General features: G+C 28.6%; 31 protein-coding genes and 1 tRNA gene. 24 read left to right on the top strand and 8 right to left on the bottom strand.

Annotated elements, in window-relative coordinates; translation table 11 throughout:
- Positions 1 to 20: 20 nt before the first annotated feature.
- The 6 genes from mobB to CAMP5053_RS03890 all read left to right on the top strand — a co-directional run bounded on the left by mobB (position 21) and on the right by CAMP5053_RS03890 (position 5200).
- Entirely contained in the window at positions 21 to 500 is a 480-nt protein-coding gene (gene mobB / locus CAMP5053_RS03915) for a molybdopterin-guanine dinucleotide biosynthesis protein B (protein ID WP_087699568.1), read from the top strand.
- Positions 501 to 509: 9 nt separating this feature from the next.
- Positions 510 to 1358, top strand: a complete 849-nt coding sequence (locus tag CAMP5053_RS03910; protein ID WP_337217313.1) for a class 1 fructose-bisphosphatase — start codon at positions 510 to 512, stop codon at positions 1356 to 1358.
- Positions 1358 to 1552: a hypothetical protein gene (locus tag CAMP5053_RS03905; protein ID WP_087699572.1), complete on the top strand. Its 195-nt coding sequence runs from the start codon at positions 1358 to 1360 to the stop codon at positions 1550 to 1552. The genes CAMP5053_RS03910 and CAMP5053_RS03905 overlap by 1 nt, the downstream gene beginning before the upstream one ends.
- A gap of 13 nt (positions 1553 to 1565) precedes the next feature.
- Positions 1566 to 3452, top strand: a complete 1887-nt coding sequence (gene metG, locus CAMP5053_RS03900; protein WP_214126443.1) for a methionine--tRNA ligase — start codon at positions 1566 to 1568, stop codon at positions 3450 to 3452.
- Complete coding sequence (locus tag CAMP5053_RS03895; RefSeq protein ID WP_337217312.1) at positions 3453 to 4394, top strand: hypothetical protein; 942 nt, start codon at positions 3453 to 3455, stop codon at positions 4392 to 4394.
- Positions 4395 to 4456: 62 nt separating this feature from the next.
- Positions 4457 to 5200, top strand: a complete 744-nt coding sequence (locus CAMP5053_RS03890) for a substrate-binding domain-containing protein (RefSeq protein ID WP_337217311.1) — start codon at positions 4457 to 4459, stop codon at positions 5198 to 5200.
- 41 nt (positions 5201 to 5241) lie between these two features.
- On the opposite strand, the gene CAMP5053_RS03885 is transcribed toward CAMP5053_RS03890, so the two are convergent.
- Together CAMP5053_RS03885 and queC are read right to left on the bottom strand one after the other, a co-directional pair.
- Positions 5242 to 5814 (bottom strand): YceI family protein, encoded by a 573-nt coding sequence (locus tag CAMP5053_RS03885; protein ID WP_337217310.1) that lies wholly within the window; start codon positions 5812 to 5814, stop codon positions 5242 to 5244.
- A 62-nt stretch (positions 5815 to 5876) separates the two neighbouring features.
- Positions 5877 to 6542, bottom strand: coding sequence for a 7-cyano-7-deazaguanine synthase QueC (gene queC, locus CAMP5053_RS03880; RefSeq protein WP_337217309.1), 666 nt, complete (start codon positions 6540 to 6542; stop codon positions 5877 to 5879).
- Between the two features lie 52 nt (positions 6543 to 6594).
- Between queC and ybeY the strand changes: the two genes are divergently transcribed.
- Both ybeY and CAMP5053_RS03870 read left to right on the top strand, forming a co-directional pair.
- The gene (gene ybeY, locus CAMP5053_RS03875) at positions 6595 to 7005 is read left to right on the top strand and encodes an rRNA maturation RNase YbeY (RefSeq protein ID WP_337217308.1); all 411 of its coding nucleotides are present in this window, start codon (positions 6595 to 6597) and stop codon (positions 7003 to 7005) included.
- Complete coding sequence (locus CAMP5053_RS03870; RefSeq protein WP_337217307.1) at positions 7006 to 7974, top strand: DUF3298 and DUF4163 domain-containing protein; 969 nt, start codon at positions 7006 to 7008, stop codon at positions 7972 to 7974.
- 4 nt (positions 7975 to 7978) lie between these two features.
- On the opposite strand, the gene CAMP5053_RS03865 is transcribed toward CAMP5053_RS03870, so the two are convergent.
- Positions 7979 to 8389, bottom strand: coding sequence for a PepSY-like domain-containing protein (locus tag CAMP5053_RS03865; RefSeq protein ID WP_214100842.1), 411 nt, complete (start codon positions 8387 to 8389; stop codon positions 7979 to 7981).
- Between the two features lie 114 nt (positions 8390 to 8503).
- Between CAMP5053_RS03865 and CAMP5053_RS03860 the strand changes: the two genes are divergently transcribed.
- Together CAMP5053_RS03860 and CAMP5053_RS03855 are read left to right on the top strand one after the other, a co-directional pair.
- The gene (locus tag CAMP5053_RS03860; protein ID WP_337217306.1) at positions 8504 to 9034 is read left to right on the top strand and encodes a rhomboid family intramembrane serine protease; all 531 of its coding nucleotides are present in this window, start codon (positions 8504 to 8506) and stop codon (positions 9032 to 9034) included.
- Entirely contained in the window at positions 9031 to 9522 is a 492-nt protein-coding gene (locus CAMP5053_RS03855; RefSeq protein WP_087699589.1) for a SixA phosphatase family protein, read from the top strand. The genes CAMP5053_RS03860 and CAMP5053_RS03855 overlap by 4 nt, the downstream gene beginning before the upstream one ends.
- A gap of 420 nt (positions 9523 to 9942) precedes the next feature.
- Here CAMP5053_RS03855 and CAMP5053_RS03850 read toward each other — a convergent pair whose 3' ends face one another.
- Positions 9943 to 10143, bottom strand: a complete 201-nt coding sequence (locus CAMP5053_RS03850; RefSeq protein WP_214100634.1) for a molybdenum cofactor biosynthesis protein — start codon at positions 10141 to 10143, stop codon at positions 9943 to 9945.
- A 95-nt stretch (positions 10144 to 10238) separates the two neighbouring features.
- On the opposite strand from CAMP5053_RS03850, the gene CAMP5053_RS03845 reads away from it, so the two are divergent.
- Genes CAMP5053_RS03845 through CAMP5053_RS03835 form a run of 3 tightly spaced genes read left to right on the top strand, consistent with a single transcriptional unit; the run spans position 10239 to position 12405 of the window.
- Positions 10239 to 10925, top strand: coding sequence for an aspartate/glutamate racemase family protein (locus tag CAMP5053_RS03845; protein WP_337217305.1), 687 nt, complete (start codon positions 10239 to 10241; stop codon positions 10923 to 10925).
- The gene (locus CAMP5053_RS03840) at positions 10922 to 11989 is read left to right on the top strand and encodes a tyrosine-type recombinase/integrase (protein ID WP_337217304.1); all 1068 of its coding nucleotides are present in this window, start codon (positions 10922 to 10924) and stop codon (positions 11987 to 11989) included. The genes CAMP5053_RS03845 and CAMP5053_RS03840 overlap by 4 nt, the downstream gene beginning before the upstream one ends.
- A gap of 47 nt (positions 11990 to 12036) precedes the next feature.
- Positions 12037 to 12405, top strand: coding sequence for a hypothetical protein (locus CAMP5053_RS03835; protein ID WP_337217303.1), 369 nt, complete (start codon positions 12037 to 12039; stop codon positions 12403 to 12405).
- A 2-nt stretch (positions 12406 to 12407) separates the two neighbouring features.
- Here CAMP5053_RS03835 and CAMP5053_RS03830 read toward each other — a convergent pair whose 3' ends face one another.
- Entirely contained in the window at positions 12408 to 13265 is an 858-nt protein-coding gene (locus CAMP5053_RS03830) for a DMT family transporter (protein ID WP_214126480.1), read from the bottom strand.
- An 84-nt stretch (positions 13266 to 13349) separates the two neighbouring features.
- On the opposite strand from CAMP5053_RS03830, the gene murA reads away from it, so the two are divergent.
- Both murA and CAMP5053_RS03820 read left to right on the top strand, forming a co-directional pair.
- Positions 13350 to 14606 carry a UDP-N-acetylglucosamine 1-carboxyvinyltransferase gene (gene murA, locus CAMP5053_RS03825; protein WP_047208267.1) on the top strand — a complete coding sequence of 419 codons (1257 nt, stop codon included), beginning with the start codon at positions 13350 to 13352 and terminating at the stop codon, positions 14604 to 14606.
- Positions 14603 to 15763 (top strand): molybdopterin molybdotransferase MoeA, encoded by a 1161-nt coding sequence (locus CAMP5053_RS03820; RefSeq protein WP_337217302.1) that lies wholly within the window; start codon positions 14603 to 14605, stop codon positions 15761 to 15763. Before murA ends, CAMP5053_RS03820 begins: the two co-directional genes overlap by 4 nt.
- Here CAMP5053_RS03820 and CAMP5053_RS03815 read toward each other — a convergent pair.
- Together CAMP5053_RS03815 and CAMP5053_RS03810 are read right to left on the bottom strand one after the other, a co-directional pair.
- On the bottom strand, positions 15760 to 16194 hold the full coding sequence (locus CAMP5053_RS03815; protein ID WP_214100641.1) for a hypothetical protein: 435 nt from the start codon (positions 16192 to 16194) through the stop codon (positions 15760 to 15762). The genes CAMP5053_RS03820 and CAMP5053_RS03815 overlap by 4 nt on opposite strands.
- 12 nt (positions 16195 to 16206) lie before the next feature.
- Positions 16207 to 16485, bottom strand: coding sequence for a hypothetical protein (locus CAMP5053_RS03810; RefSeq protein ID WP_214135981.1), 279 nt, complete (start codon positions 16483 to 16485; stop codon positions 16207 to 16209).
- A gap of 108 nt (positions 16486 to 16593) precedes the next feature.
- Between CAMP5053_RS03810 and CAMP5053_RS03805 the strand changes: the two genes are divergently transcribed.
- The 9 genes from CAMP5053_RS03805 (at position 16594) to murG (ending at position 23712) form a co-directional block, all read left to right on the top strand.
- Positions 16594 to 16668, top strand: a tRNA-Gly gene (locus tag CAMP5053_RS03805).
- Positions 16669 to 16739: 71 nt separating this feature from the next.
- Positions 16740 to 17408 (top strand): flagellar basal body P-ring formation chaperone FlgA, encoded by a 669-nt coding sequence (gene flgA / locus CAMP5053_RS03800; RefSeq protein ID WP_261545198.1) that lies wholly within the window; start codon positions 16740 to 16742, stop codon positions 17406 to 17408.
- Positions 17405 to 17983, top strand: coding sequence for a UbiX family flavin prenyltransferase (locus CAMP5053_RS03795; protein ID WP_337217301.1), 579 nt, complete (start codon positions 17405 to 17407; stop codon positions 17981 to 17983). The genes flgA and CAMP5053_RS03795 overlap by 4 nt, the downstream gene beginning before the upstream one ends.
- Entirely contained in the window at positions 17983 to 18462 is a 480-nt protein-coding gene (coaD, locus tag CAMP5053_RS03790) for a pantetheine-phosphate adenylyltransferase (RefSeq protein WP_261545200.1), read from the top strand. Before CAMP5053_RS03795 ends, coaD begins: the two co-directional genes overlap by 1 nt.
- Positions 18453 to 19037 carry a dTMP kinase gene (gene tmk / locus CAMP5053_RS03785; RefSeq protein ID WP_261545201.1) on the top strand — a complete coding sequence of 195 codons (585 nt, stop codon included), beginning with the start codon at positions 18453 to 18455 and terminating at the stop codon, positions 19035 to 19037. Before coaD ends, tmk begins: the two co-directional genes overlap by 10 nt.
- Positions 19030 to 20256: a histidine--tRNA ligase gene (gene hisS, locus CAMP5053_RS03780; RefSeq protein ID WP_261530125.1), complete on the top strand. Its 1227-nt coding sequence runs from the start codon at positions 19030 to 19032 to the stop codon at positions 20254 to 20256. The genes tmk and hisS overlap by 8 nt, the downstream gene beginning before the upstream one ends.
- A complete protein-coding gene (gene speA, locus CAMP5053_RS03775) occupies positions 20253 to 22082 on the top strand; it encodes a biosynthetic arginine decarboxylase (protein WP_214126476.1) in 1830 nt (609 codons plus the stop codon). The genes hisS and speA overlap by 4 nt, the downstream gene beginning before the upstream one ends.
- On the top strand, positions 22079 to 22684 hold the full coding sequence (gene cysE / locus CAMP5053_RS03770) for a serine O-acetyltransferase (RefSeq protein ID WP_337217300.1): 606 nt from the start codon (positions 22079 to 22081) through the stop codon (positions 22682 to 22684). The genes speA and cysE overlap by 4 nt, the downstream gene beginning before the upstream one ends.
- A complete protein-coding gene (gene murG, locus CAMP5053_RS03765) occupies positions 22681 to 23712 on the top strand; it encodes an undecaprenyldiphospho-muramoylpentapeptide beta-N-acetylglucosaminyltransferase (RefSeq protein WP_337217299.1) in 1032 nt (343 codons plus the stop codon). Before cysE ends, murG begins: the two co-directional genes overlap by 4 nt.
- On the opposite strand, the gene CAMP5053_RS03760 is transcribed toward murG, so the two are convergent.
- A complete protein-coding gene (locus CAMP5053_RS03760) occupies positions 23705 to 24322 on the bottom strand; it encodes a YggS family pyridoxal phosphate-dependent enzyme (protein WP_257929594.1) in 618 nt (205 codons plus the stop codon). The genes murG and CAMP5053_RS03760 overlap by 8 nt on opposite strands.
- Positions 24323 to 24327 lie beyond the last annotated feature (5 nt).

Below are 24327 nucleotides of genomic sequence, written 5' to 3'. Positions count from 1 at the left end.
TTCTTTGATTTAAGGAAGTTATGAAAAGATTAGCAATGGCTTTTAGTGGGCCTTCCAATTCAGGTAAAACAACTTTAATTACTCAAGTAGCTAAGTATTTTATGGAGCAAAATTATAAAGTATGCATTATAAAACATGATCCAAAAGATAAAGCAAGCTTTGATATAGCAAAAAAAGATAGTTTTAAATTTTTTCAAAGTGGTGCTGATGTAATGGTTTTAAGCCCTACAAGGACAACTTTATTTACACATTCTCCAAGTACTTTAGATGAAGCTATTTCTAAATTAGGGGAATTTGATTTTTTATTTATAGAGGGCTTAAAAACCTTAGATATGCCAAGAATTAGTGTTTTTTGCAAAGAAGTAGATGAGAGCTATTTTGCTTATTCTAAGGCTATTGCAAGCTATGGGAAAATCGAAAATAAAAATTTAACTTGGCTTTATTTGGATGATTTAGAAAGTATTTGTGATTTTATATTAAAAAATTCAAAAAAAGTATAGGGGTAAAATATGCAAGAATTAATTAACGATATACAAAAAGCAGTGATTGAAATTTCAAAAGAACTTAGATATTTAAAAGATTTTGATTATACTACTTCTCAAAATGCAACCGGAGATAATCAATTAAAACTTGATGTAAAAAGCGATGAGATTATCACTAGAATTTTAAAGCAAAGCAAAGGTATAAAAAGCTTAATTAGCGAGGAAAAGCAAGAGCAATTATTAATCAATGAAAATGAAAAATACATTGTTGCTTATGATCCTTTAGATGGTTCATCTTTGGTAGATGTGAATTTTGCTATAGGTTCTATTTTTGCTATTTATGAGCAAAAGGCTAGTGCAAAAAATCTAAAAGCAGCAGTTTATGCTATTTATGGTGTGCGTTTAGAGTTTATAGTGTGCATAGACACTCCTAAGCTTTATAGGTTAAATGAAAAAGATGAATTTGTTTTTGTTAAGGATTTAAAATTAAATGAAAAAGGTAAATTAAATGCAAGCGGTGGAACACAAAAAAATTGGTCAAATACTCATAGAGCTTTTATAAAAGTTTTATTTGATGAAGGATATCGCTTAAGATATTCAGGTGCCATGGTAAGCGATTTACACCAAATTTTACTCAAAGGTGGAGGATTATTTTCATATCCTGCAACAAGTGATGCGCCAAATGGAAAATTAAGAGCATATTTTGAGGTATTTCCTTTTGCTTTTATTTTTGAAAAAGCAGGAGGGCTTTCTACTAATGGAGAAAATGATTCTTTGCTTGATTTAGAATTTGAGAAAATCCATGCAAGTACGCCATGCTTTTTGGGTTCAAAATATGAAATTGAAAAACTAAAACAAGCTTATAAAGGGCTTTAATGGCTGAAGTTAAAGATGAATTTGAACTAGCTTTGGAAGTTAAAAAAAACGAACTTCAAGCTTGTCAAAACGATAAAAACTTAAAATCTTGTTTACCTTGCTCTTTGATTTTTGAATGCTCTTTAAGAAAAGAGTATATTGATGCAGTTTATAAGAGTATGTCTAAAGGTAAAGAAGGTGGATTTGATTTTTAATTAAAGGTTGAAAATGCGTTATATTACTACTCCGATATATTATGTAAATGATGTGGCACACATAGGACATGCTTACACTACGATTATAGCAGATACTTTGGCTAGATTTTATCGCTTGCAAGGAGAAAAAACATTCTTTTTAACAGGTACAGATGAACATGGTCAAAAGATAGAGCAAGCTGCTAATGCTAGAAATTTTACCCCTAAAGAATATGCAGATGAAATCAGTTCTAAGTTTAAAAAACTTTGGGATGAGTTTGAGATTTCTTATGATTATTTTATTAGAACTACAGATGAAAACCACAAATTAAGTGTACAAAAAGCATTTAAAAAAATGTTTGATAAAGGTGATATTTATAAAGGAACTTATGAAGGCTTTTATTGTGTTTCTTGTGAGAGTTATTTTACCCAAACTCAGCTTGTAAATGAGTGTCATTGTCCAGATTGTGGTAAAAAAACACAGCTTTTAAAAGAAGAAAGTTATTTTTTCAAGCTTTCTAAATATCAAGATCAAATTCTTAAATGGTATAAAGAAAAAGAGCCGATTTTGCCTAAAAATAAGGCTAATGAATTAATCCACTTTGTAGAAGGCGGTTTAAAAGATCTTTCTATTACAAGAACGAGTTTTGAATGGGGTATAAAGCTTCCAAAAGAATTAAATGATGAAAAACATGTGGTGTATGTTTGGCTTGATGCTTTGATGAATTATGTAAGTGCTTTGGGTTATGGACTTGATGATAAAAATATGGATCTTTGGCCTGCTCATATTCATTTTGTAGGTAAAGATATCTTACGTTTTCATGCAGTGTATTGGCCTGCGTTTTTGATGAGTTTAGAGCTTCCTTTGCCTAAATTTGTAGCAGCACATGGTTGGTGGACTAAAGATGGTGAAAAAATGAGCAAATCTAAAGGTAATGTAGTAGCACCTAAAGAAGTGGCAGATACTTTTGGTTTAGAAGCTTTTAGATATTTTTTACTCAGAGAAGTTCCTTTTGGCAATGATGGGGATTTTTCACAAAAAGCACTAATCACTAGAATCAATGCAGAGTTAAGCAATGAGCTTGGAAATTTATTAAATAGAATTATTGGTATGAGTGCTAAGTATTCTCAAAATATTATTGAATGCAAAAATGTGAATTTGCATTTTAATCAAGAATTAAATGAATGTAAAGAGTATTTAGATAATGCAATTAATGCTTTAGAAAATATCCAACCAAATCGTTATTTAGAAGAGCTTTTCAAGGCTTTATCTTTAGCAAATTTAAGTATTAGCAAATATGAACCTTGGAATTTAATTAAAAATGATCAAATGCAAAAAGCTAATGCCTTAGTGGCTTTGTGTGCTAATATTTTAACAAAAGTTACTATTTTACTTTCAGCTGCTATGCCAAAAACAGCTTTAAAAATTGCCAAAGCTTTAAATTTTGAAATTTCAAATGAAAATTACCAAAAATTAATCTTAAACAATCAATTATGTGATTTAAAATCAAGTGCATGTGAAGCTTTATTTCCAAAAGTTGAATTAACCCAAGAAAGCAAAAAAGAAGAAAAAGCAGAAGAAAAGCCAAGTTTGCCTCAAATTAAAATAGATGATTTTAAAAAAATCGAAATTAAAGTAGCATTAGTAAAAGATTGTCAGAATATAGAGGGTAGCGAAAAGCTTTTAAAATTTCAACTTGAACTTGAAAATGGTGAGTTAAGACAAGTACTTTCGGGTATTGCTAAATTTTATAAAGCTAGTGAATTAATAGGCAAGCAAGTTTGTGTGATTACAAATTTAAAAAAAGCTAAAATTTTTGGCCATGAAAGCCAAGGTATGATTTTAAGTGCTCAAAAAGATGAAAAATTAGTTTTAATTAGCCCACAAAGCTTTATTGAAAATGGAGCTTTAATAGGCTAAATGAATATTTCTAATTTTGTTGAGCTTGTTAATGCCCAAGTTTTAAACCATGGAGCAACTTCTAGTGTTTATGATTTTAGTATAGATTTAAATAAAGTCAAACAGGCAAGTGTTTTTTTTGCTAAAAATAACGAACAAGCAAGTTTTGCTATAAAACTTGGTGCCTATGTTATAGTAAGCGAAAAAAAATTAAATTTTGAAGATAAAGATGTGTTTTATCTTCAAGTTGATGATCTTGAAAAAGCTATTTTTAGACTTTTTAGATTTTTATGTGAAGAAAAATCTTATGAATTTCTATACTGTAATCATACAGAATTAAAATTTGCAAAGGCATTTAATTTTAAAGTCTTAAACTCAAATATTTTATTAGATTTTGATCTTTTAAAAAATTCAAAAGAAAAAACTTTCTTTTGTTCTGATGATGAAAAATTTATTTTAAAATTAAAATCAAAATTTCATACCTTAAAAGCTTGTAAATATGAAATTTTAGGTTCTAAGTCTTTATTTCAAACGAGTTTGCTTTGTAAAAATTTGTATTTTAAAGATTTAAAGTTTGCATTTTTTTATGCAGATGTTTTTGCTAGTTTTATTGAATTTATAGAAAGTCAAAAATTATCTTTTTGTTTTAATGATAAAAAATTAGAACTTTTTAAAGCCTATTTTTTGAACTCAAAAAATGAAATTTGTGCTTTTGGGGGTAGTTCTAGAGTAGTTTTACTTGTAGAAAATGAAAAAGATTTTGATTTTATAGCACAAAATTTTCAAGGCGTTAAAGATTTTAAAATAGCATTAAAAAATTCACTATTTTGTGATTTTTCTTATGCAAATTTAAATGAATTAAAGAAATTTTTTGATTTTAAATATTGTCTGATCAAAGAAAGCGAAGAAGAGTTTTTGGAGTATTTTTTAGCACGAGAGAAAAAAATTAGTTTATTTGATTAAAAAAATATCAACTTTAAAAAGATATATTTCTAATTTTATTTTATTAATTTAAAGGAAAAAATATGAAAAAATTTTTATTTTTAAGTTTATTTGCTGCAGCTGCATTGAATGCTGAAATTTTAGTTTATGGTCCAGGTGGTCCAGCTCCTGTTTTAAAAGAACTTGCAAAACAGTTTGAAGAAAAACATGGTGAAAAAGTTATTATTAATGCAGGACCAACGCCTAAATGGATTAAACAAGCAAAAATGGATGCTGATATTATTTATTCTGGCAATACATCTATGATGGATGGATTTATTAAAGCAATGCCAAAACAAATTAAAATACAAGATGTTCAAGTTTTAAATGCTAGGGGCTCGGGCATGATTGTAAGAGCAAATAATCCAAAAAAAATTAAAAAATTTGAAGATCTTTTAAAAGATGGTGTTAATGTTATGGTAGTTGATGGAGCGGGGCAGGTTGGCTTGTATGAGGATATGACTTTGAAAACAGGAAAAATTGAAAATCTAGAAAAACTTAGAAAAAACATCAAAGTATATGCTAAAAATTCAAAAGCTGCAGTTGATGAGTGGAAAAATAATCCAAATATTGACGCTTTAATTATTTGGACACATTGGATTAAAGCAGTTGGTGAGAAAGAAAATAAATTTATTAAAGCAGATAAAAACTCAATTATTTATAGAGCCGCTGAAATAGTACCAACACAAAAAGGTCTAAAAAATCCAAAAGTAGCTGAATTCATAGAATTTACACAAAGTAAAGAAGCGCAAAAAGTATGGGAAAAAGAAGGTTGGTTAGCTAAATAAATTAAAAGCATTTTACTTTAATGTAAAATGCTTTTTTTGAATTATTTTTCGTTAATTTCTGCTTCGATGTTGATTTGTACTTCATCACTAAGTGTTAAACTAGAAGTATCTGGAGCAAATTTAAAATCGCTTCTTTTGATTTGTCCTTGCAAAGTAAATCCTGCCTTTTCTTTGCCACTATCTGTTTTGATAACCCCACCAATTTCAGTATCTAAAACGATATCTTTGCTTATACCAGCAATATTTAATGAGCCATACATTTTACCTTTTTCGTTAGAAATTTTTTCATATTTACTCATGGTAAAAGTGATGTTTGGATGAGTTTTTGCTTTGAAAAAATCATCTTGTTGTAAATGAGCATCTCTTGCTTTATTTTCAGTATTTATAGAAGCAACTTTTACATTTGCTTGAAGTTTGTTAAATTCAAATTTAGCACTATCAAAATCAATCACCGCATCATAGTCTTTAAAATTTCCATTTACATTACTAATTTGTAAATGTTTGATTTTAAAAGCTACATTTGTATGAGCTTTATCTAGAATAAATTCTTTACTTAAAGCATTGCTTGCTAAAATAGAAGCAGCTAAAAAAGAACCAAGTAGTAATTTTTTCATGTTTTCTCCTTAATATTTAAAAATGCAAATTATACAAATGAAAATAAAATGAAAATAAATTTTTAAATATATTCTATAAAATCTTTCACATTAGCTTCTTTAAAGCCTTTTAATCTTAATAAACAACTATCACATTTACCACAAGCCTTATCTTCTCTTTCGTAGCAAGACCAAGTATGCTCTAAGGCTACCTTTTCTTTTAAGGCTAAATCAACTATTTGTCCTTTACTTAGATGAACTAATGGGGTTTTAATTGCAACATTATAAGTTTTTGTTGTGCCTTCATTGATAAACTCACTTGCTTTTTGTATGAAATTAGCACTACAATCAGGATAACCACTGCTATCTTCTTGCACTACTCCTATGAAAATACTTTCACAATTTTCTTTTTCAGCTATAGCCCCTGCAATAGATAAAAAAATGCCATTTCTAAAAGGAACATAAGTGTTTGGAACTTCTTTTTCATGTAGTTTTTCTTTGGGGATTTCTAAATTTAAATTTGTTAAAGAGTTACCACCGATATTTGCTATAAATGAAACATCTAAAATATATTTTGTTTTTATACTAAGTTTTTCACAAATTTTATTAAAACATTCTCTTTCTTTAAACATGGTGCGCTGGTTATAGTCAAAATGTAAAGCAATGATTTCATATCCTTCTTTTTTGGCTAAATATGCACATAAAGTACTATCCATACCGCCACTTATAATACAAAGAGCTTTTTTCATACTTTTCCTTAATTTTGATATAATTTGAAATTATAAAATTAAAAGGATAATAATGATTTTTTGCGAAGAAGAAATGGATATTTCTTTTCTTGAAAAAATTGCTAAAAAAATGAGTGATCAAAATATAGAACTTGTTTTGGTAGATGAAAAAACCATGCATGAAATTAATCTTAATCAAAGGGGAGTAGATAAAACTACAGATGTTTTGTCTTTTCCCTTAGTACAAAATTGTGAAAATTTACTTGGCAGTATAGTGATAAATTTAGATGAAGTAAGTAAAAAGGCTATGGAATATAAACATAGCGAAAAAGAGGAAATAGCACTGCTTTTTATACACGCTATGCTTCATTTGCAAGGATATGATCATGAGATAGATCAAGGACAGATGAGGCAAAAAGAACAAGAATGGATTGAATATTTTAAATTACCAAAAAGTTTGATTGTAAGAGTGCAAGGGGATTAAATGTTTAAAAAGATTGCTTCTAGCTTAAGTTTATGTGTGAGTTTGTATGCTTATAATGAAAATACATTTACTTTAAATATTTTAGAAGGAAAGGAATTTGATATTTATCTATATAGCTCTAGTAAAAGTAACACTAGCTATGGATTTGTCCAAACAAAACAAAAACAATACAGTTTTTGGGGTAGTGCTAAAAATGATGAGTATTATATAGATATAGCAGATTTTGGAACTTGCATTTTAAAAGATATATATAAAAATAAATTTGAAGCTCTATGTAAAATAGATGGTATAAAAAAAGAATTTAACTTTTTAGCTGATAAATCTAATGCGAGTGTTTATCAATTATCACTTAAAGAACAAAAACAAGTAGAAGACAATAAGAATATTGAGTTTGATTTTAGTGAAGATATATTAAAATTATCAAGCCAAAATAAAAATTTAGAAAAAATTATTGATGATTTTAATGAGAATTTAGATAAAAATTCATTAAAACAAAAAGCAAAAGAAAGTTTTGATAAATGGAATAAAGAAGATATTTCTAATAATGAGTTTTTTTCTCAAGCTTATATATTTTATCAAGATGAGTATATTATCTCTTTGGGAAAAAATATTTATGAGTATAAAGGTGGTGCTCATGGTATGACTAATTTTTTAAGAAAAACTTATAGCATTGATGATATGAAACTTCTTAGATTGAAAAATGAGTTAAAAATAGAAAATGAAGATTTTCAGAATATGATTAAGCAAAAGATTTTAAGTTTATATAATGAAAATGAGTTATTTGATATTAAAGAGCTTAAAATAAGTGAAATTTTCGAAGTGAGAAAAAATGGATTGACTTTGATATGGGAACCTTATGATATAGCTCCTTATTCAACAGGAGTAATTGAAATTTTTATAAGTTATGATGAGTTAAAACCTTTTTGGAAAAATAATTCAAAACTTGCTTATTTGAGTAAAATCAAATAAGCTTTTAATCATCAAATTTTTGTCTTAAAATTGTCCCATTATCATCTATGTAAAGTTTCATTTGATTATTAAGTTTGATTTTATAATAAGAAATTTTTCTTTCTATCTCTATGATTGCTGTATTAGGGTAGATATTTTTAATGGTATTTTGTATTGCTAGGGGTAAAATCGCATAATTTAGCGATCTAAAATTTTCAGCCTCTTTAAATTCTCCATTAAGTGAAAACTCAATCTCGCTTCCATCGCTTAAATAAATTTCATAAGAATAACCATCTTGTTCTACCAGACCTATTTCTGCATTGAAATAATCTTTAATAAATTGTTTGATATTTACCGGTAAAGAATCAGGTGCTATGACTATACCTGCATTAAGAGTATTTAAACTAATCAAAAAAGCTAAAGCTAGTTTTTTCATTTTTAACCTTATTTTATTTTTTGACGATATTGTATCTTATTAGTGTGAATTTTATGTGTAAGCTAGAATTTAAATAGCTTTTTGTTATAATTATTAAAAATACAAAGTAGGGCAATGGTAGCTTCTTTTTTAATCGCTTTAAATATTGTGATATTTGTCTTTGTGAATTATCTTTATTTTGGATCTTTAAATTTAGATGCTATTTTGGGTTTAAATTTATTTTTTTTTCAAGGATTTTACTGGCAAATTCTAAGCTCAATGTTTATGCATGGAAATTGGCCTCATTTGATTTTAAATATGATAGTGCTTTTTCAATTTGGTTCTATGCTTGAAAAGTATTTAAAAAGTTTTAAATTTGCTTTGCTTTATTTAATTGGCGGAATTCTTTGCTCTTTACTTAGTGCTTTTTATGTGTATTTAAGCTTTGATGGTAGTTTTGTAAATGTAGTGGGTGCAAGTGGTGCTATATGTGTTTTAATGGGATATTATGCATATTTGGATAAAACTACCACTAAAGGACTTATCGTAGCTATATTACTAATGAGTTTTGTACCTATTTTTATGGGTGTAAATATAGCTTGGTATGCGCATATTTTTGGCTTTATATGCGGATATGTTTTGGGTAAATTTAAGGTTATAAAATGAAATATATCTATTTTATCCGTCATGCCAAGGCTCAAAAAGAAAATTATGATCAAGATTTGCAACGAGAGCTTAGTTCTAGTGGAAAAGATGATCTAAAAACTATGATTTATAGGATTAAAGATTTAGAATTTAAAGCTCAAAGCATTATCTCAAGTCCTGCTAGGCGTTGTATAAAAACAGCGCAAAAACTTTGCAAAAGCTTTTCTTTAAAAGAAAAAGATATTAAGATAGAAAAAAGCTTTTATGATGGTAATTTAGAGGATGTATTAAATTTTATAAAAGAATTAAAAGAGAGTAGGGTAGTGCTAATTATGCACAATCCTTTATTACAAGAACTTTGTGAGTATTTAGCTCATATAGATTTAGAAAACTTTCCAACTTCTGCTATTTTATGTATGCAATTTGATATAAAAGAATTTAAAGATATAAAAGAATACAGCGGGGAAGTTGTGTTTTTTGATTATCCTAAAAGTCAAGAAAATAGCTAATCTACATTTTTAACTTCAATTTTATTTAAGCAAAAATATAAACTAAAATTTATCTGAAATAAAAAATATACATCTTTAGTCTTTCATAACTGCATAAAATAACTTATAATATTTTTCAAAAAATTATACTTATTTTTTTATGGATAAATTATTTTAATTCAAAAATTAAAATGCTTTAAATTACTATATTATAGGTATTTAAAAATACATTCCATCTATGAAAGAACAGATAAATATAAAAGTTTGAAAATTATAGTTTTCAATACAAAATATATATAATTTCAAGATTTTACTATTTATCATATAATTTTACATATATATTAAGTTTAAATTAAAATATTTTTATAGACTAAAAAAGCTAAAATGATGAGTAAAAAGGAAAATAAATATAAAAGTTTAGCTTGTATGGAATTTTTGGTTTTATTTGGATTTTTGGATTAGTCTTGAAAGTTGTCTTGCTAAAAGTTTAGCACTATTTTCATCTTTACTAAGTTTTTTCATATTTTCTCTAAATTCATAAAGTCTTTTTTCTTGTGTAAAGTCATTATTTAAAGTATTATCTTGTTTTAAAATATTGTTTTGTTTTACTTGCTTTTGCACGATTTTTTTCTTAAAAAACATATCATTGTCCTATTTTGTTTTTATAATTATAGCTTGATATTTTTTAAGTAAGATTTTTTTATAATTTTTATATTAGTTTTAAAAGGAAAAAAAGTTTGAAAACCATAGGTTTAATAGGTGGAATGAGTTATGAAAGCACACTTAGTTATTATGAAATTATCAATAAATTAACAAATGAAAAATTAGGAAAATTACATAGTGCCAAGATAGTTTTAACTAGTGTTGATTTTGAAGAGATAGAAGAATGTCAACGTAAGAATGATTGGCAAAAAGCAAGTGAAATTTTAACCCAACATGCCCTACTTTTGCAAAAATGTGGAGTTGATTTTATATTAATTTGTACTAATACTATGCATAAATGTTATGAAAATATACAAAAAAACATTCAAATTCCTATCTTACATATAGCTAAAGCTATGCTTTTAGAACTTCAAGAGCAAAACATCGATAAAGTATTATTGTTAGGGACAAAATACACTATGCAAGAAGATTTTTATAAACAACTTTTAATTAACTCAAAGATCGAAGTTTTTATTCCCAAAAATGATGATATTTTAAAACTTAATGATATCATTTTTAATGAGCTTTGTAAGGGTATTATAAATAAAGACTCAAAAAAATATTTAGATGATGTGATTGCTCAATTTCCGCAAGTTCAAGGAGTTATATTGGGTTGTACTGAACTTGGTTTAATTGTAAAAGAAAGCTCTAAAAAGCTATTTGATAGTGCATATATTCATGCTAAAATGGCTACTTTGATAGCCTTGGAGAATGAGCGATGAAATATCCTCTAGATTGTGAAGAAAATTTTGAAAAGTCATTTTTGTTTTGGCTTTGTAGATATGTGAAATTTAAACTAAATTCTTTATCAAATAAAGAATTAAAAGACCCTCAAACTTTGGCTGTAGTAAATTTAGCCTTAAGTAAGGGTGTTAAAAATATACAAGAGCTTGATGCTTATGTAAAAAAAGCAAGAAATGCAGGACTTAGTGGTGTAAATACGTATTTTAATCCTTTGAAAAAACTTTATGAGTATTTGTTATTTTACAAGCTTTATTCACTAAAACAAATCGATGAAGAGCTTTTGGTGGAAATTTTAGCAAGTATTAGTGCTTCTTTATCTGATGCGAGTAAGAAAAATTATCGTATAGCTGTGATTAATTTTTTTGCATTTTTAGATAAACAAAATGAAGAAGATCAAAAGGCACATATTTTTGATATTAATCTTAAAAATTGGGCAGGTATAAGTGGCTCTAAAGGAGTTAAATTACCTGAATATATGAGCGAAGATGAAGTGAGTAAATTTTTAGATGCTATTGATAATACAGATTTTAAAAACAACACTATACGCAATCGCTTGATTATTAAAATCATCATTTTTACAGGAATTAGGGTTAGCGAGGCTATTAATATAAAATTAAAAGATATTAGTGAAGAAAATGATCTTTATATTATACGCATTAGAGCTAAAGGCAATAAATACCGCGTTGTGATGATTAAAAAAGAGCTTATAGAACATCTTTTAAAAGATGTAAGAGTAAATTATCTTTCTTGTGATGGACTTTTATTTGTCAATCGCAATGGCAAGGCCCTAACCCAAGCTTATGTTTCGCGCATAGTAGAACAAATTTTATTTAAAGCAGGAATTCGCAAGCAAAAAAATGGAGCCCATATGCTAAGACATACTTTTGCTACCCTACTTTATAAAGAGCAAAAAGATTTAGTTTTAGTCCAAGAAGCACTAGGCCATGCAAGCTTAAATACTTCAAGAATTTATACACACTTTGATAATGAAAAGCTAAAATTGGCCGCAGAAGTAGCAAAAAAACTTCACGATAGAAATTAATTTTTTATAAAAAAATCCGATATATCCTTTAAAAGAAAGGATATATCATGCAAATAAATAATTATGCTAGTAAAATCAATCCTTATGTTTTAAACACTCAAAAAGAAGAAAAAGAAAGTAAAGAGAGCAAGAATTTTATAGAGTTTAAATTTACTCAAGGTATAAAAGAGCTTGAAAAAAGTGTTAAAGAAAGTCAAAATGGAGAAAAATCAGAAGATGAGTTAAGTAAACTGTATAAAGAATTTTCTAAAATACAAGCTAAAATAACAGAATTAAATGCAAAATTACAGTCAAGCCAAGATCCACAAAAAGCTCAAATGATCAATTCTCAAATTCAAAGTTTAAATTCGCAAATGCAAAGTATTTATGCAAGAATAATGCAAATGTTATCTCAAGCCATGCAAGCTATGCAATGATTTTAATGTTTTTTAGCATTTAAAAACACACTAAGAATGATCAAAGCAAAAGCAAAAAGATCAATTACGCTATAAATAGTTCCTAAAAATAAAAAACTCATAAAAGCAGCAGCCACAGGTTCTATACAAGCTATCATACTAGCTTTAAAAGCTCCTATTAATTCAACTCCTTTTAAATATAAACAAAAAGCCCCTATTGTGCCTATAAGTATAATTCCACTCATAGCCAAAAAGGAATTTAAAGAAAAATCATGTTTTGGGATATTTCCTTGTAATAATACAAAAAGCAAAAAGGAAGCAAATAAACTAGCCAAACCCATGATTAAAAATAAGCCATATTTTGCTATAATAAGCCTAGCACTCAAAGAATAAAACGCTACTCCAAGAGCTCCAAAAAAAGCCCAAATAACACCTCTTATATCAAGTTTTAAGTTGTTAATATCCCCATTTGTTATAAGTAAAAATAAAGCAAAAAGTATTAAAAATAAAGCGATTAGTTCTACTTTTTTAGGAAAAATTTTATTTTTAAAACACATAAAAAGCATTATGATTAATGGTGCGTTGTATTGTATCATCGTGGCAGTTCCTGCATCGGTATAATAAATAGCTTTAAAATAACCATATTGAGTTATCAATAAACCAAAGATAGAAAAAATTAAAAGAGAGCTAAGTTCTTGTTTTTGCTTTAGTAATTTTAATTTGAAATTTTTTACACCCAAAATTATTAAAATAACGCCGGTAAAAAGCAAACGATAAAAACTTACCCATTCAGCAGAATAATGATTTTTAAACAAATACTCAGCCAAAACCCCACTTATAGCCCAAAATATTCCACCAAGTATGACTAGAAAAACTCCCAAAAAACACCTTTAATCTTATTAATTTATATAATATTTGTAGTAAAATATTATTATATCATTATGTATATATTTTAAGGAAAATTAATGACTTATTTAGAGATTGATGGTGTTGAAAAGTTAAATGGAGAAGTGATAATAAGCGGTGCAAAAAACGCTGCACTTCCTTTGATAGCTTCAAGTATTTTAGCTAAAAATGAAGTTCAAATTTCAAATTTACCAAATGTAGCAGATATTTGTACCCTACTTTCTTTGCTTGAAAACTTAGGAGCAAATTATACTTTTAAAGACAATTTTGCGAAAATAAATACAAAACATCTAAATAAAACCATAGCAAAATACGACATCGTGCGTAAAATGCGTGCCTCTATACTTACCTTAGGGCCTTTACTAGCTAGATTTGGAAATTGTGAAGTTTCTTTACCAGGAGGTTGTGCTATAGGCCAACGCCCTATTGATTTACACCTTTTAGCTTTAGAAAAAATGGGAGCTAATATTGAGATCAAACAAGGTTATGTAGTAGCTAGTGGAGGGCTTAAAGGTGCTGATGTGATGTTTGATAAAATCACTGTTACAGGTAGTGAAAATATCATCATGGCAGCAGCCCTAGCTCATGGTAAAACTAGACTTTTAAATGTTGCTAAAGAGCCTGAAGTAGTGCAACTTTGTGAGGTTTTAGCTAGAGCTGGGCTTGATATACAAGGCATAGGATCTTCTGAGCTTGAAATTTATGGCACAAGTGGAGAACTTTTAGAATTTAAACCTTTTGAAATCATTCCCGATCGTATTGAAGCAGGAACTTATCTGTGTGCAGGAGCTATCACTAACTCAAAAATCACTCTAAAAAAAGTCAATGCAAGCCATCTTAGCGCAGTTTTAGCAAAGCTAGAGCAAATGGGCTTTAGTTTTGATATTAATGAAGATAGTATTAGTATAAATCCTGCTAAAGAAATCAAACCAGTTGAAATTTTAACTAGCGAATATCCAGGCTTTCCAACAGATATGCAAGCACAATTTATGGCTTTAGCTTTAAAAGCAAATGGCACAAGTATTATTGATGAGAGGTTATTTGAAAATCGTTTTATGCATGTAAGTGAGCTTTTAAGAATGGGAGCTGATATAAGATTAAATGGGCATATTGCTACTATAAATGGCACTAAAGAGCTTTTGGGGGCCGATGTTATGGCTACTGATTTGCGTGCGTCTTCTGCTTTGATTTTAGCAGCTTTAGCAGCTAAAGGCACAAGTAAAATTCATAGAATTTATCATCTTGATAGAGGATATGAAAATTTAGAAGAAAAATTTAAAAAACTAGGTGCAAGTATAAGAAGGCTTGAAGAATGAGAGATATTTTTGCAACTTTAGATTTTTTAAAAGAACAAATCAAAGCAAAAAATGAATTTCAAAGAGTAAAATTGACACAGGCTTTGGGGTGTATTTTATATGAAGATGTTTTTGTGAAAAAAAACCTACCCGCTTTTGATAATTCTGCCCTAGATGGCTATGCATTAAATTATACACATAAGAATGAATTGCTAGAAATAAAAGGAAGCATTTTAGCAGGCGATAAAAATGATTATATTATAGAAAAAAATGAATGCTATAAAATCATGACAGGGGCTAAAATTCCTCAAAATGCAAATACTATTTTAATGTTTGAAGAAGCTTTGCTTGAAGATGAAAAGCTCAACGCTAAAAACGCTAAAGAAAACAATGCCATCCGTTTTAAAGGCGAGGAAGCAAAGCTTGGAGAGCTTTTGTTTAAAAAGGGGCAAAAAATCACCTCAGGTATGGTAGCTATGCTTGCTGCTCAAGGAATTTATGAGTTAAAAGTAGTTAAGAAAATGCGTATTGGAATTTTTTCAAGTGGAGATGAGCTTGTAGAACCTTGGGAAAATGCTGATGAATATAGCATATATAATGCAAATGCTTTTGGAATTTATGCTATTTTGCAAGATTATGCTGATGTTGAGTATTTAGGACTTATAAAAGATGATTTAAATGCATATAAAAAGCTTTTAAAAAATAAAGAATTTGATATGCTTATAAGCAGTGGTGGAGCTAGCGTGGGTGAGGCTGATTTTATCAAACAAGCTTTGCTTGAGTGTGATTTTAGCCCTATTTTTGAAAAAGTCAATGCTAAACTTTGTAAGCATGTAAAACTTTTTAGCAAAAGCAATATGCTTTTTCTAGCCCTACCAGGAAATCCTTTGGCCTCTTTAGTTTCAACGCATATTTTTGCAAAAAATATACTCAATTTACTTTATGGTAAAGAACTTTTGGAATTTGATAAAGCAAGATTGACTAAAGATTTAAATTTCAAAGGTCAAAGAAATGATTTTGCTTTTGGAAAATTAGTCGATGGGTATTTTAAATCAAGTGAAGCTAAATTTGGCTCAGGTATGCTAAAACCTTTATGTGAAAACACACATATTTTAATCACGCAAATTGATGATACAAAATTAGTAAAAGATCAAGAAGTTAAAGTTTTAAAAATTTAAGCATTATGTATTGGAGCTGAAAACACATTAAAAGCTTTTTCTTCTTTTTGATTTTGTTTTTCTTTAAACTGCCAAAAGCTTGTGCTGTGTTTTAAGTTATCATAACCTGAGCCTTGTACAGTGTTTAAATTTTCTGTTTTTGATGTTATTTTGTTATTTAATTGTTGATTAACTTTTTCTTTGGTTTGTTCTTCGAGTTTGATTTTAATTTGTTCTTTATAGCTTTGCTCATCTAAAACCATTTTCTTTTCATATTGTTTTGTTTCTTCATTAAAAACTAATTCTTCTTTGTATTTTTTCATTTTATCTTCGGCAAGTTTTTTATTTTGCTTTATTAGATAATCAAAAGGTAAATCATAAAGAGATGTTTTTTTGTCTTGACTTTTGTGATTATGTGAAAATAATTGTTGAAAATTATTAGAAATATTCATTTTTTTCTCAATTTAAATTTTTAAAAGACTGTTTAGAATTTTTTCTTCATTTTTTTGGTATTTGCTTTGGCGTAATTTCTCCCAAGCATATACGCTATAATCTTTAGAAATCGAACCTATATTTAAATCTGTATTACTAAAAGCATTGTTGCTATCTTTTTTATACTCTTTTTCCTCTTTGTCTTTAAGTGCATTAAGTGTAGCTTGAAATTCATCTGAAGATGTGTTTTTTTCTTTGATTTTTGTCATATTGTTTAGGGCTAGCGGACTATTTTTATCATTTACTTGCATGAGTTGCTCCTTTTAAAATTTAATAATCACAAGCAAAAAACATTCCTTAATTTTAAAAACTTGACAATAAAATAAAGTTTTGATAAAATCACACTCTACTTTCAAAATGCGGGAATAGCTCAGGGGTAGAGCACAACCTTGCCAAGGTTGGGGTCGCGAGTTCGAATCTCGTTTCCCGCTCCACTTCTTTTAACTAAAATCAAACTTTTTTAATGTATTATACGATTAATATATTTTTATAAAAGGTCGCTGTATTGTTTTTTAAACAAATCATTCTAGTTTTATTTTTCTATACTTTTAGTTTTGCTTCGAATTTTGATGAAGTAAAATTAGCTTTGATTAAAGAATTTAAGACAAATTATCCGCAACTAGAAATCATTTCTTTAGATCTTAACACTCAATCAAGCTTGCCTGCTGATTTTAATCAATACGTTTTTTTAAAATTAGGTAATCATAATTTTGATAGAGCAGATGGTTTTATAAAGGCTGAATTTAAAACTCCAGAGCAGTTTAAAAAAAATATATTTTTTAAGTATTTTTTAAAGGCAAAATTAGAAGTTTTACAAACCACGCGTCCTATTGCACGCAATGAAAATTTAAGTCCTGCTAGTTTTAAAATTTTAAAAATTCCTTTTGATAAAGCTCCTCAAGGTGTATTAAAAAAAGATGAAATCGCAAATTTAATAGCCAAAAGCAATATAAGAGAAAATATGATTTTAAAATATAATATGTTTAAAACCAAAACCCTTATACAAAGAAATGATTCTGTTTATGGGGTTATCAAAGATGGGGATTTAAGCATGATAATAGAGTTAAAAGCCTTGCAAAGTGGAAATTTAAACCAAAGAATTCGCCTTAAAAATAAAGATGGAAAAGTCGTGCATGGTAAAGTCATTAGTAAAAATTATGTGGAGCTAAAATGAGAAAAATTTTAGTAGGTATTAGTGGGGCTAGTTCTTGTGAGCTTGGCTTTTTATTATTAAAACATTTAAAAGAAAAAGGGCAAATTTATGCCATTATAAGTAAAAATGCAAAAATAAGCTTTACAAAAGAGAATTCTCTTTTAGAAAATATAGACTTTTTGCAACACATAAAAGATAAATTTGAGCTTGAATATGTAAATTTTTTAGATAATGAAGACATTAGTCAATGCGTTGCAAGTGGATCTTTTGGCATAGAAACGACTTTTATCACACCTTGCTCTATTAACACTTTAGCAAAAATTGCTTGTGGTATAAATGATACTTTACTTACAAGGGCTGCAGGAGTGGCTTTAAAAGAACGCAAAAAACTCATACTTGGGGTAAGGGAAATGCCCTATTCTACTTTAAATTTAGAACAAATGGCTAAACTTTCTAGCTATGGAGTTATCATCGCTCCTCCTGTAATAGCAAGTTATGCTAAGGTTGATAATTTGGAAAAATTATATGAATTTATCATAGGAAAATGGCTTGATCTAGCAAATATTGAGCATAATTTATATCAAAGGTGGCAATAATGGCTAGTTGTATATACCCAGGGACATTTGATCCTATCACTAATGGACATTTAGATGTGATCATTCGAGCTAGCAAGATGTTTGAAGAAGTAATCGTTGCCATAGCTAAAAGTGAGAGTAAAAAGCCTATGTTTAGCTTAGAGCATAGAGAAAAAATGGTAAAAATTGCTACAAAAGACTTAAAAAATGTTAAAATTACAACTTTTGATAACTTACTAGTAGATCTTGCTAAAAATTTGCAAATAAATATCATTATAAGAGGCTTAAGAGCGGTGAGTGATTTTGAGTATGAATTACAACTTGGTTATGCAAATCACATGCTTTGGGAAGATTTTGAAACTATATATCTTATGCCAAATTTAAAAAATTCTTTTATTTCAAGCTCCATAGTAAGATCAATTTGTATGCATAATGGCGATGTGAGTAAGCTTGTGCCAAAAGAAATTATACCTTTATTAAAGGAGAGAGATTGTATATAGCTTTTGAAGGGGTTGATTGTGTAGGTAAAAGCACGCAAATAGAGCTTTTAAAAAAATATTTTCATAATGCATTTTTTACCAAAGAACCAGGTGGAAGTGAGCTTGGAGTGCATTTGAGAAAAATTTTATTAGAAAGTAAAATGCAATTTTCTAAAAAGGCTGAGCTTTTGCTTTTTTTAGCAGATAGAGCAAATTTAATCGACATGCATTTAGCGCATAATAAAAACAAACTTATCATTTCAGATCGTAGTTTTATTTCTAATATGGCTTATGCAAGATGTGATTTTGATCAAAATATTTTATTTGAGTTAAATTCTTTTGCCACAGGTGGACTTTTTCCACAAAAGGTTGTGTTTTTGCATGGTTCTAAAGAGCTTATTGAGCAAAGACTTTCTAAAAAAGATTTAGATAGTATTGAAAAAAGAGGGATTGAATATTTTTTAAATATACAAAAAGCTTTAGAAGAAACTTTAGAGTTTTTAAAAACTAAGATAGATATAAAAATTTTAAAATTAGATGCTTCTTTGAGTATTGAAAATTTACATGAAAAGATTAAGGAATTTATAGATGATTAATGCTTTAAAAGGAATGAAAGATTTACAAGATGATCAAGCCGTTCTTTATGAAAAAGTAGTAAAAACTTGTGAAGAAGTGGCTAAAAACTATGGTTTTACTTTTATTAATTGTCCGCATTTAGAACTTACTAAGCTTTTTAAAAGAAGTGTTGGGGAAAGCTCTGATATAGTTGGTAAAGAAATGTATGAATTTGTTGATAAAGCAGGCAATGATGTGTGCTTAAGGCCTGAAGGGACAGCTGGGGTGGTAAGATCATACATAGAAGCTAAAATGGATAAGGCTCAAAGTGTTAAAAGATGGTTTTACCATGGCTCTATGTTTCGCTATGAAAGGCCACAAAAAGGAAGATTGCGTGAATTTCATCAATTTGGTGTAGAAAGCTTTGGTATAGCAAGTGTATATGAGGATGCGAGCATTATTTTAATGCTAAATGAAATTTTTAAACGTTTAGAAATTCATACAAGTTTGAAAATTAATTCTTTAGGCTGTAAAGAATGTATGGGTGTATATAAAGAAAAACTCATAGCTTTTTTAAATTCTAAAGAAGGTTTTTGTGAAGATTGCTTAAGAAGAAAAGACTTAAACCCTATTAGAGTGCTTGATTGTAAAAATGATCATTGTCAAAGTTTAATCGAAAATGCGCCAAAACTAAGTGAAAATTTATGCCCATGTTGTAAAAAAGATTATGAAAAATTACAAAAACTTTTAAAGGAAAATAATGTTGAGTTTGAATGTGATGAGAAATTAGTACGCGGGCTTGATTATTATTCTAAAAGTGCATTTGAGTTTGTTAGCGATGAAATCGGTGCAAAGGCTGCTGTGGCAGGTGGTGGAAGATATGATAGATTGATTGAATACTTAGATGGTAAAAGTGGCTATGGCGTGGGTTTTGCTATGGGTATAGAAAGGATTATGGCTATTTTAGAGCAAAAACAAAGCGTAAAATCAAGAGAAGGAATTTATCTTTGTGCTATGGATGAAGCTTATATAGATACTATTTTTAAATTAGCAAATACTTTAAGAAAAAAACATAAAGTATATTTAAGCTATGAAGCAAAAAAACTTGCAAAGCATTTAAATCAAGCAGATAATGCTAATGCTAAAATCTTTTTGTGTATAGGTGAAGATGAAATGCAAAAAGAAGAGATTTTTTATAAAAATTTAGAAAATAAAGATACTAAAAATATAAAATTAACAAATTTGGAGAATGAGTTATGATTGATTATGGTATTAATATTTGGGGTGCAAATAATTTTATCATCGAAAATGGCAAAGTATGTGTAAATCATGGTAAAAAACCTGCCATTATAGATATAGTAAATACTTTGCGTGATGATGGCTATAAGGGGCCATTATTGCTTCGTTTTCCTCATTTAATCCATAAGCAAATTGAGCAAATTTATGATAAATTTGCTAAAGCAAAAAAAGAATTTAACTACAAAGGTTCTTTTAACGCTGTATATCCTTTAAAAGTTAATCAATATCCAGGTTTTGTAAAAAATTTAGTTAATCTAGGCAAAGAATACAACTATGGCTTAGAAGCAGGAAGCAAGGCTGAGCTTTTACTAGCTATGGCTTATAACAATGAAGGCGCTCCTATAACGGTTAATGGCTTTAAAGACAAAGAACTTATAAATATGGGCTTTATAGCGTGTGAAATGGGTCATAATATCACTTTAACTATGGAAGGACTTAATGAGCTTGAAGCGATGATTGAAATTGCTAAAAATCGTTTTAAGCCAAAGCCAAATATAGGCTTAAGGGTGCGTTTGCATTCAGCTGGGGTAGGAATTTGGGCAAAAAGTGGTGGTATAAATTCAAAATTTGGTTTAACTTCTACTGAGCTTATTGAAGCGGTAAATCTTTTAAAAGCTAATAAACTTTTAGATCAATTTACTATGATACATTTTCATTTAGGCTCACAAATTACTGAAATTCATCCTTTAAAAAAAGCCTTAAATGAAGCGGGTAATATCTACACTGAGCTTAGAAAAATGGGGGCAAAAAATTTAAAAGCCATTAATCTTGGCGGGGGTTTAGCAGTAGAATACTCTCAGTTTAAAAATGAAACAAGTAGAAATTACACCTTAAGTGAGTATGCAAACGATGTTGTGTTTATTTTAAAAAGCATAGCAGAACAAAAAAAAGATTTAGAGCCTGATATTTTTATAGAAAGTGGGCGTTTTGTAGCGGCTAATCATGCTGTTTTAGTAGCGCCTGTTTTAGAGCTTTTTTCTCAAGAATACACAGAAAGCAAACTTTTATTGAAAGATAAAAACCCAAAACTTATTGATGAACTTTATGATTTGTATAAAAACATTAAAGCCTCTAATGCGCTTGAGTATTTACATGATAGCATTGATCATATGGAGAGTATTTTAACCTTGTTTGATTTGGGTTATGTAGATTTACAAGATCGCTCTAATAGTGAAATTTTATTGCATTTGATTATGAGAAAAGCAATTTCTTTAGTGGGCGATCAAGCTGATTTATCGAGTTTACAAAATGAAGTACAAGAAAAATATTTAGTGAATTTTTCAGTATTTCAGTCTTTACCTGATTTTTGGGGTTTGGAGCAAAATTTCCCTATCATGCCACTTGATAGACTCAATAAAAAACCTACAAGAAGCGCAAGTATATGGGATATAACTTGTGATAGCGATGGGGAAATTTCTTATTCTAAAGATAATCCTTTGTTTTTACATGATATTGATGTAGAAGCTGAAGATTATTTTTTAGGATTTTTCCTAGTGGGAGCTTATCAAGAAGTCCTTGGTATGAAGCACAATCTTTTTACACATCCAACCGAAGCTTGTATAAGTATTAATGAAAAGGGTTTTGAAGTAGAAAGCGTACTAGAGGCTCAATCTATTTTAGATACTTTAGAAGATCTTGACTATGATATTCATGCAATTATGGATAATATTAATGAAAAAATTTATGCTTCAAAACTTGTTAATGAAAATCAAAAAAAGCATATTTTGGGTGAAATTTATTTATTCTTAAATGATAATGGATATTTAAAAAGCATAGGTTCTAAATGAGTATTTTTAAACTAATCAAAGAAGATTTTTCTATGCCAAAACAAAAAGATCCTGCATATAGATCTTGGGTGGAATTAGTTTTTAACTATCCTGGTGTTTGGGCTGTGGTGAATTATCGTTTTGCGCATTTTTTTTACCAAAAAGGTTTTAAAAAAATAGCAAGGATTATTAGTGGAATTTCGCAGTTTTTTACTGGAGTTGATTTACACCCTGGAGCTACGCTAGGTAGAAGGATATTTATAGATCATGCAAGTGGGGTTGTGATTGGTGAGACTTCTATTATAGGTAATGATGTTTTGATTTATCAAGGTGTTACTTTGGGTGGAACGAGTTTAGATAAAAATACCAAAAGACACCCCACTATAGAAGATGGCGTAGTAATAGGTTCTGGTGCTAAAATTTTAGGCAATATTACCATAGGTAAAAACGCCAAAATAGGCTCAAACGCAGTTGTATTAAAAGATGTTGGATCAAATTTAACAGCTATTGGTATACCCGCTTATATTAAAGAACATGGCAAGATTGATTATGAAGAAAAAATCGCTAAATTAGAAGCAAGACTTGCTATTTTGGAAGAAAAGCTAAATAAAGAGGATAAATGATAGCAATTACAGGTGGAGGCACAGGAGGACATTTGGCTATAGCTAGATGTTTATTGCATAGTGCAAGAAAACAAGGCATAGAATGTATTTACATAGGAAGTGAAAATGGCCAAGATAGACTTTGGTTTGAAAATGAAAATGGTTTTTATAAAAAATACTTTCTAAGCTCTCAAGGTGTTGTTAATAAAAAAGGCTTAGCTAAAGTTCAATCATTTTTGCATATTATAAAACTTGCAAGAAAAACAAAACAAATTTTAAAAGAACATAATATTAAAGCAGTTTTTAGTGTGGGTGGATATAGCAGTGCCCCAGGTGCTTTTGGTGCTTTAATGGCAAATATCCCACTTTTAATCCATGAGCAAAATTCAAAAATGGGAAGTTTAAATTCACTTTTAAAACCTTTTTCTAAAGCTTTTTTTACTGCTTTTGATGATCAAATTAATAAAGCAAATACTTTCTTTTGTCCTTACCCTATTAGCGAGACTTTTTCTCAAAAAGCAAGAGTGAGAAAAGAATTAAAAAATATTATTTTTCTTGGTGGCTCTCAAGGGGCTAAATTTATTAACGATCTTGCTTTAGAAAATGCTTTATACTTTAAAGAAAAAGGCATAAATATCATTCACCAATGTGGTAAGAATGATTATGAAAGATGTAAAAAAGCTTATGAGGATTTAAATGTCAACGTAGAGCTTTTTGACTTTGATAAAAACATTATAGATAAAATTTCTAAAGCAGATTTAGCTATATCAAGATCAGGTGCAAGTAGTCTTTTTGAGCTTAGTGCAAATTTACTTCCTTGTATTTTCATTCCTTATCCATATGCAGCTAAAAATCATCAGTATTTTAATGCTTTGTATTTAAAAGAGCGTAATTTATGTGAAATTTTAAATCAAGAAGAAAAACATAAATTTTTAAACTTAGTGGAAAATTTCTCACTAGAAGCAAAATCTATAGCCTTGCAAGAATTAAAAAGTGAAAATGGCGCAGATTTTATGATAGAAAAAGCAAAACAAATGGGGTTTATTTAAATAAAATACTTCCCAAACGCACCATATTTGAGCCACATTTTATAGCTAGCTCAAAATCCCCACTCATGCCCATGGAACAAATTTTTGCCCCGTGTTTTTGTAAATTTTCATAGATTTTAAAAGTTTGCTCAAAACTTTCTTGAACTTTTTCCTCATCCATAGAGCCTATACACATAATGCCTACTAGATTTAAATTTTTACACTCTTCTTGTATTTGCAAATACTCTTCTATAGCCTTATTTTGCTCTATGCCACTTTTAGAACTTTCATTAGCAGTGTTAATTTCTAATAAAGTATCTAATTTATAATCAAGTCTTTTATCTACAGCTTTGGCACTTTTTAAGCCATTGCAAGATTGCCAAAGTAATGGGTTTTGTTTGATTAAAAGATTGATTTTATTACTTTGAAGATTACCTATAAAATGCCATTTGATTTTTAAGTCTTGAAGTTTTTCTTTTTTTAAAGCTAAAGCTTGGACTTGATTTTCTCCAAACTCTACAACACCTTGCTTAAAAAGCTCTCGAATTTGTTCATCTTGAACATACTTGCTAGCTGCTACTAAACGCACATTTTGTTTTATGGTTTTTTCAAAAATACTTTCTAAATTCATTTTTT

The organism is Campylobacter sp. S4:11, from assembly GCF_024723695.1.
GTDB classification, from domain to species: Bacteria; Campylobacterota; Campylobacteria; order Campylobacterales; family Campylobacteraceae; genus Campylobacter_D; species Campylobacter_D jejuni_C.
This window is presented reverse-complemented; position numbering and strand designations above follow the sequence as displayed.

Excerpts from the sequence above, each read along its gene's own strand:
- CAMP5053_RS03860 (WP_337217306.1), top strand. The coding sequence starts at position 8,504 with ATGGTAGCTTCTTTTTTAATCGCTTTAAATATTGTGATATTTGTCTTT.
- ybeY (WP_337217308.1), top strand. The coding sequence starts at position 6,595 with ATGATTTTTTGCGAAGAAGAAATGGATATTTCTTTTCTTGAAAAAATT.
- CAMP5053_RS03820 (WP_337217302.1), top strand. The coding sequence starts at position 14,603 with ATGAGAGATATTTTTGCAACTTTAGATTTTTTAAAAGAACAAATCAAA.
- CAMP5053_RS03810 (WP_214135981.1), bottom strand. The coding sequence starts at position 16,485 with ATGCAAGTAAATGATAAAAATAGTCCGCTAGCCCTAAACAATATGACA.
- CAMP5053_RS03855 (WP_087699589.1), top strand. The coding sequence starts at position 9,031 with ATGAAATATATCTATTTTATCCGTCATGCCAAGGCTCAAAAAGAAAAT.
- CAMP5053_RS03815 (WP_214100641.1), bottom strand. The coding sequence starts at position 16,194 with ATGAATATTTCTAATAATTTTCAACAATTATTTTCACATAATCACAAA.
- murG (WP_337217299.1), top strand. The coding sequence starts at position 22,681 with ATGATAGCAATTACAGGTGGAGGCACAGGAGGACATTTGGCTATAGCT.
- CAMP5053_RS03905 (WP_087699572.1), top strand. The coding sequence starts at position 1,358 with ATGGCTGAAGTTAAAGATGAATTTGAACTAGCTTTGGAAGTTAAAAAA.
- mobB (WP_087699568.1), top strand. The coding sequence starts at position 21 with ATGAAAAGATTAGCAATGGCTTTTAGTGGGCCTTCCAATTCAGGTAAA.
- coaD (WP_261545200.1), top strand. The coding sequence starts at position 17,983 with ATGGCTAGTTGTATATACCCAGGGACATTTGATCCTATCACTAATGGA.
- CAMP5053_RS03760 (WP_257929594.1), bottom strand. The coding sequence starts at position 24,322 with ATGAATTTAGAAAGTATTTTTGAAAAAACCATAAAACAAAATGTGCGT.
- CAMP5053_RS03910 (WP_337217313.1), top strand. The coding sequence starts at position 510 with ATGCAAGAATTAATTAACGATATACAAAAAGCAGTGATTGAAATTTCA.
- cysE (WP_337217300.1), top strand. The coding sequence starts at position 22,079 with ATGAGTATTTTTAAACTAATCAAAGAAGATTTTTCTATGCCAAAACAA.
- murA (WP_047208267.1), top strand. The coding sequence starts at position 13,350 with ATGACTTATTTAGAGATTGATGGTGTTGAAAAGTTAAATGGAGAAGTG.
- speA (WP_214126476.1), top strand. The coding sequence starts at position 20,253 with ATGATTGATTATGGTATTAATATTTGGGGTGCAAATAATTTTATCATC.
- CAMP5053_RS03865 (WP_214100842.1), bottom strand. The coding sequence starts at position 8,389 with ATGAAAAAACTAGCTTTAGCTTTTTTGATTAGTTTAAATACTCTTAAT.
- CAMP5053_RS03895 (WP_337217312.1), top strand. The coding sequence starts at position 3,453 with ATGAATATTTCTAATTTTGTTGAGCTTGTTAATGCCCAAGTTTTAAAC.
- metG (WP_214126443.1), top strand. The coding sequence starts at position 1,566 with ATGCGTTATATTACTACTCCGATATATTATGTAAATGATGTGGCACAC.
- CAMP5053_RS03890 (WP_337217311.1), top strand. The coding sequence starts at position 4,457 with ATGAAAAAATTTTTATTTTTAAGTTTATTTGCTGCAGCTGCATTGAAT.
- hisS (WP_261530125.1), top strand. The coding sequence starts at position 19,030 with ATGATTAATGCTTTAAAAGGAATGAAAGATTTACAAGATGATCAAGCC.
- CAMP5053_RS03850 (WP_214100634.1), bottom strand. The coding sequence starts at position 10,143 with ATGTTTTTTAAGAAAAAAATCGTGCAAAAGCAAGTAAAACAAAACAAT.
- CAMP5053_RS03885 (WP_337217310.1), bottom strand. The coding sequence starts at position 5,814 with ATGAAAAAATTACTACTTGGTTCTTTTTTAGCTGCTTCTATTTTAGCA.
- queC (WP_337217309.1), bottom strand. The coding sequence starts at position 6,542 with ATGAAAAAAGCTCTTTGTATTATAAGTGGCGGTATGGATAGTACTTTA.
- CAMP5053_RS03795 (WP_337217301.1), top strand. The coding sequence starts at position 17,405 with ATGAGAAAAATTTTAGTAGGTATTAGTGGGGCTAGTTCTTGTGAGCTT.
- CAMP5053_RS03835 (WP_337217303.1), top strand. The coding sequence starts at position 12,037 with ATGCAAATAAATAATTATGCTAGTAAAATCAATCCTTATGTTTTAAAC.
- CAMP5053_RS03870 (WP_337217307.1), top strand. The coding sequence starts at position 7,006 with ATGTTTAAAAAGATTGCTTCTAGCTTAAGTTTATGTGTGAGTTTGTAT.
- CAMP5053_RS03840 (WP_337217304.1), top strand. The coding sequence starts at position 10,922 with ATGAAATATCCTCTAGATTGTGAAGAAAATTTTGAAAAGTCATTTTTG.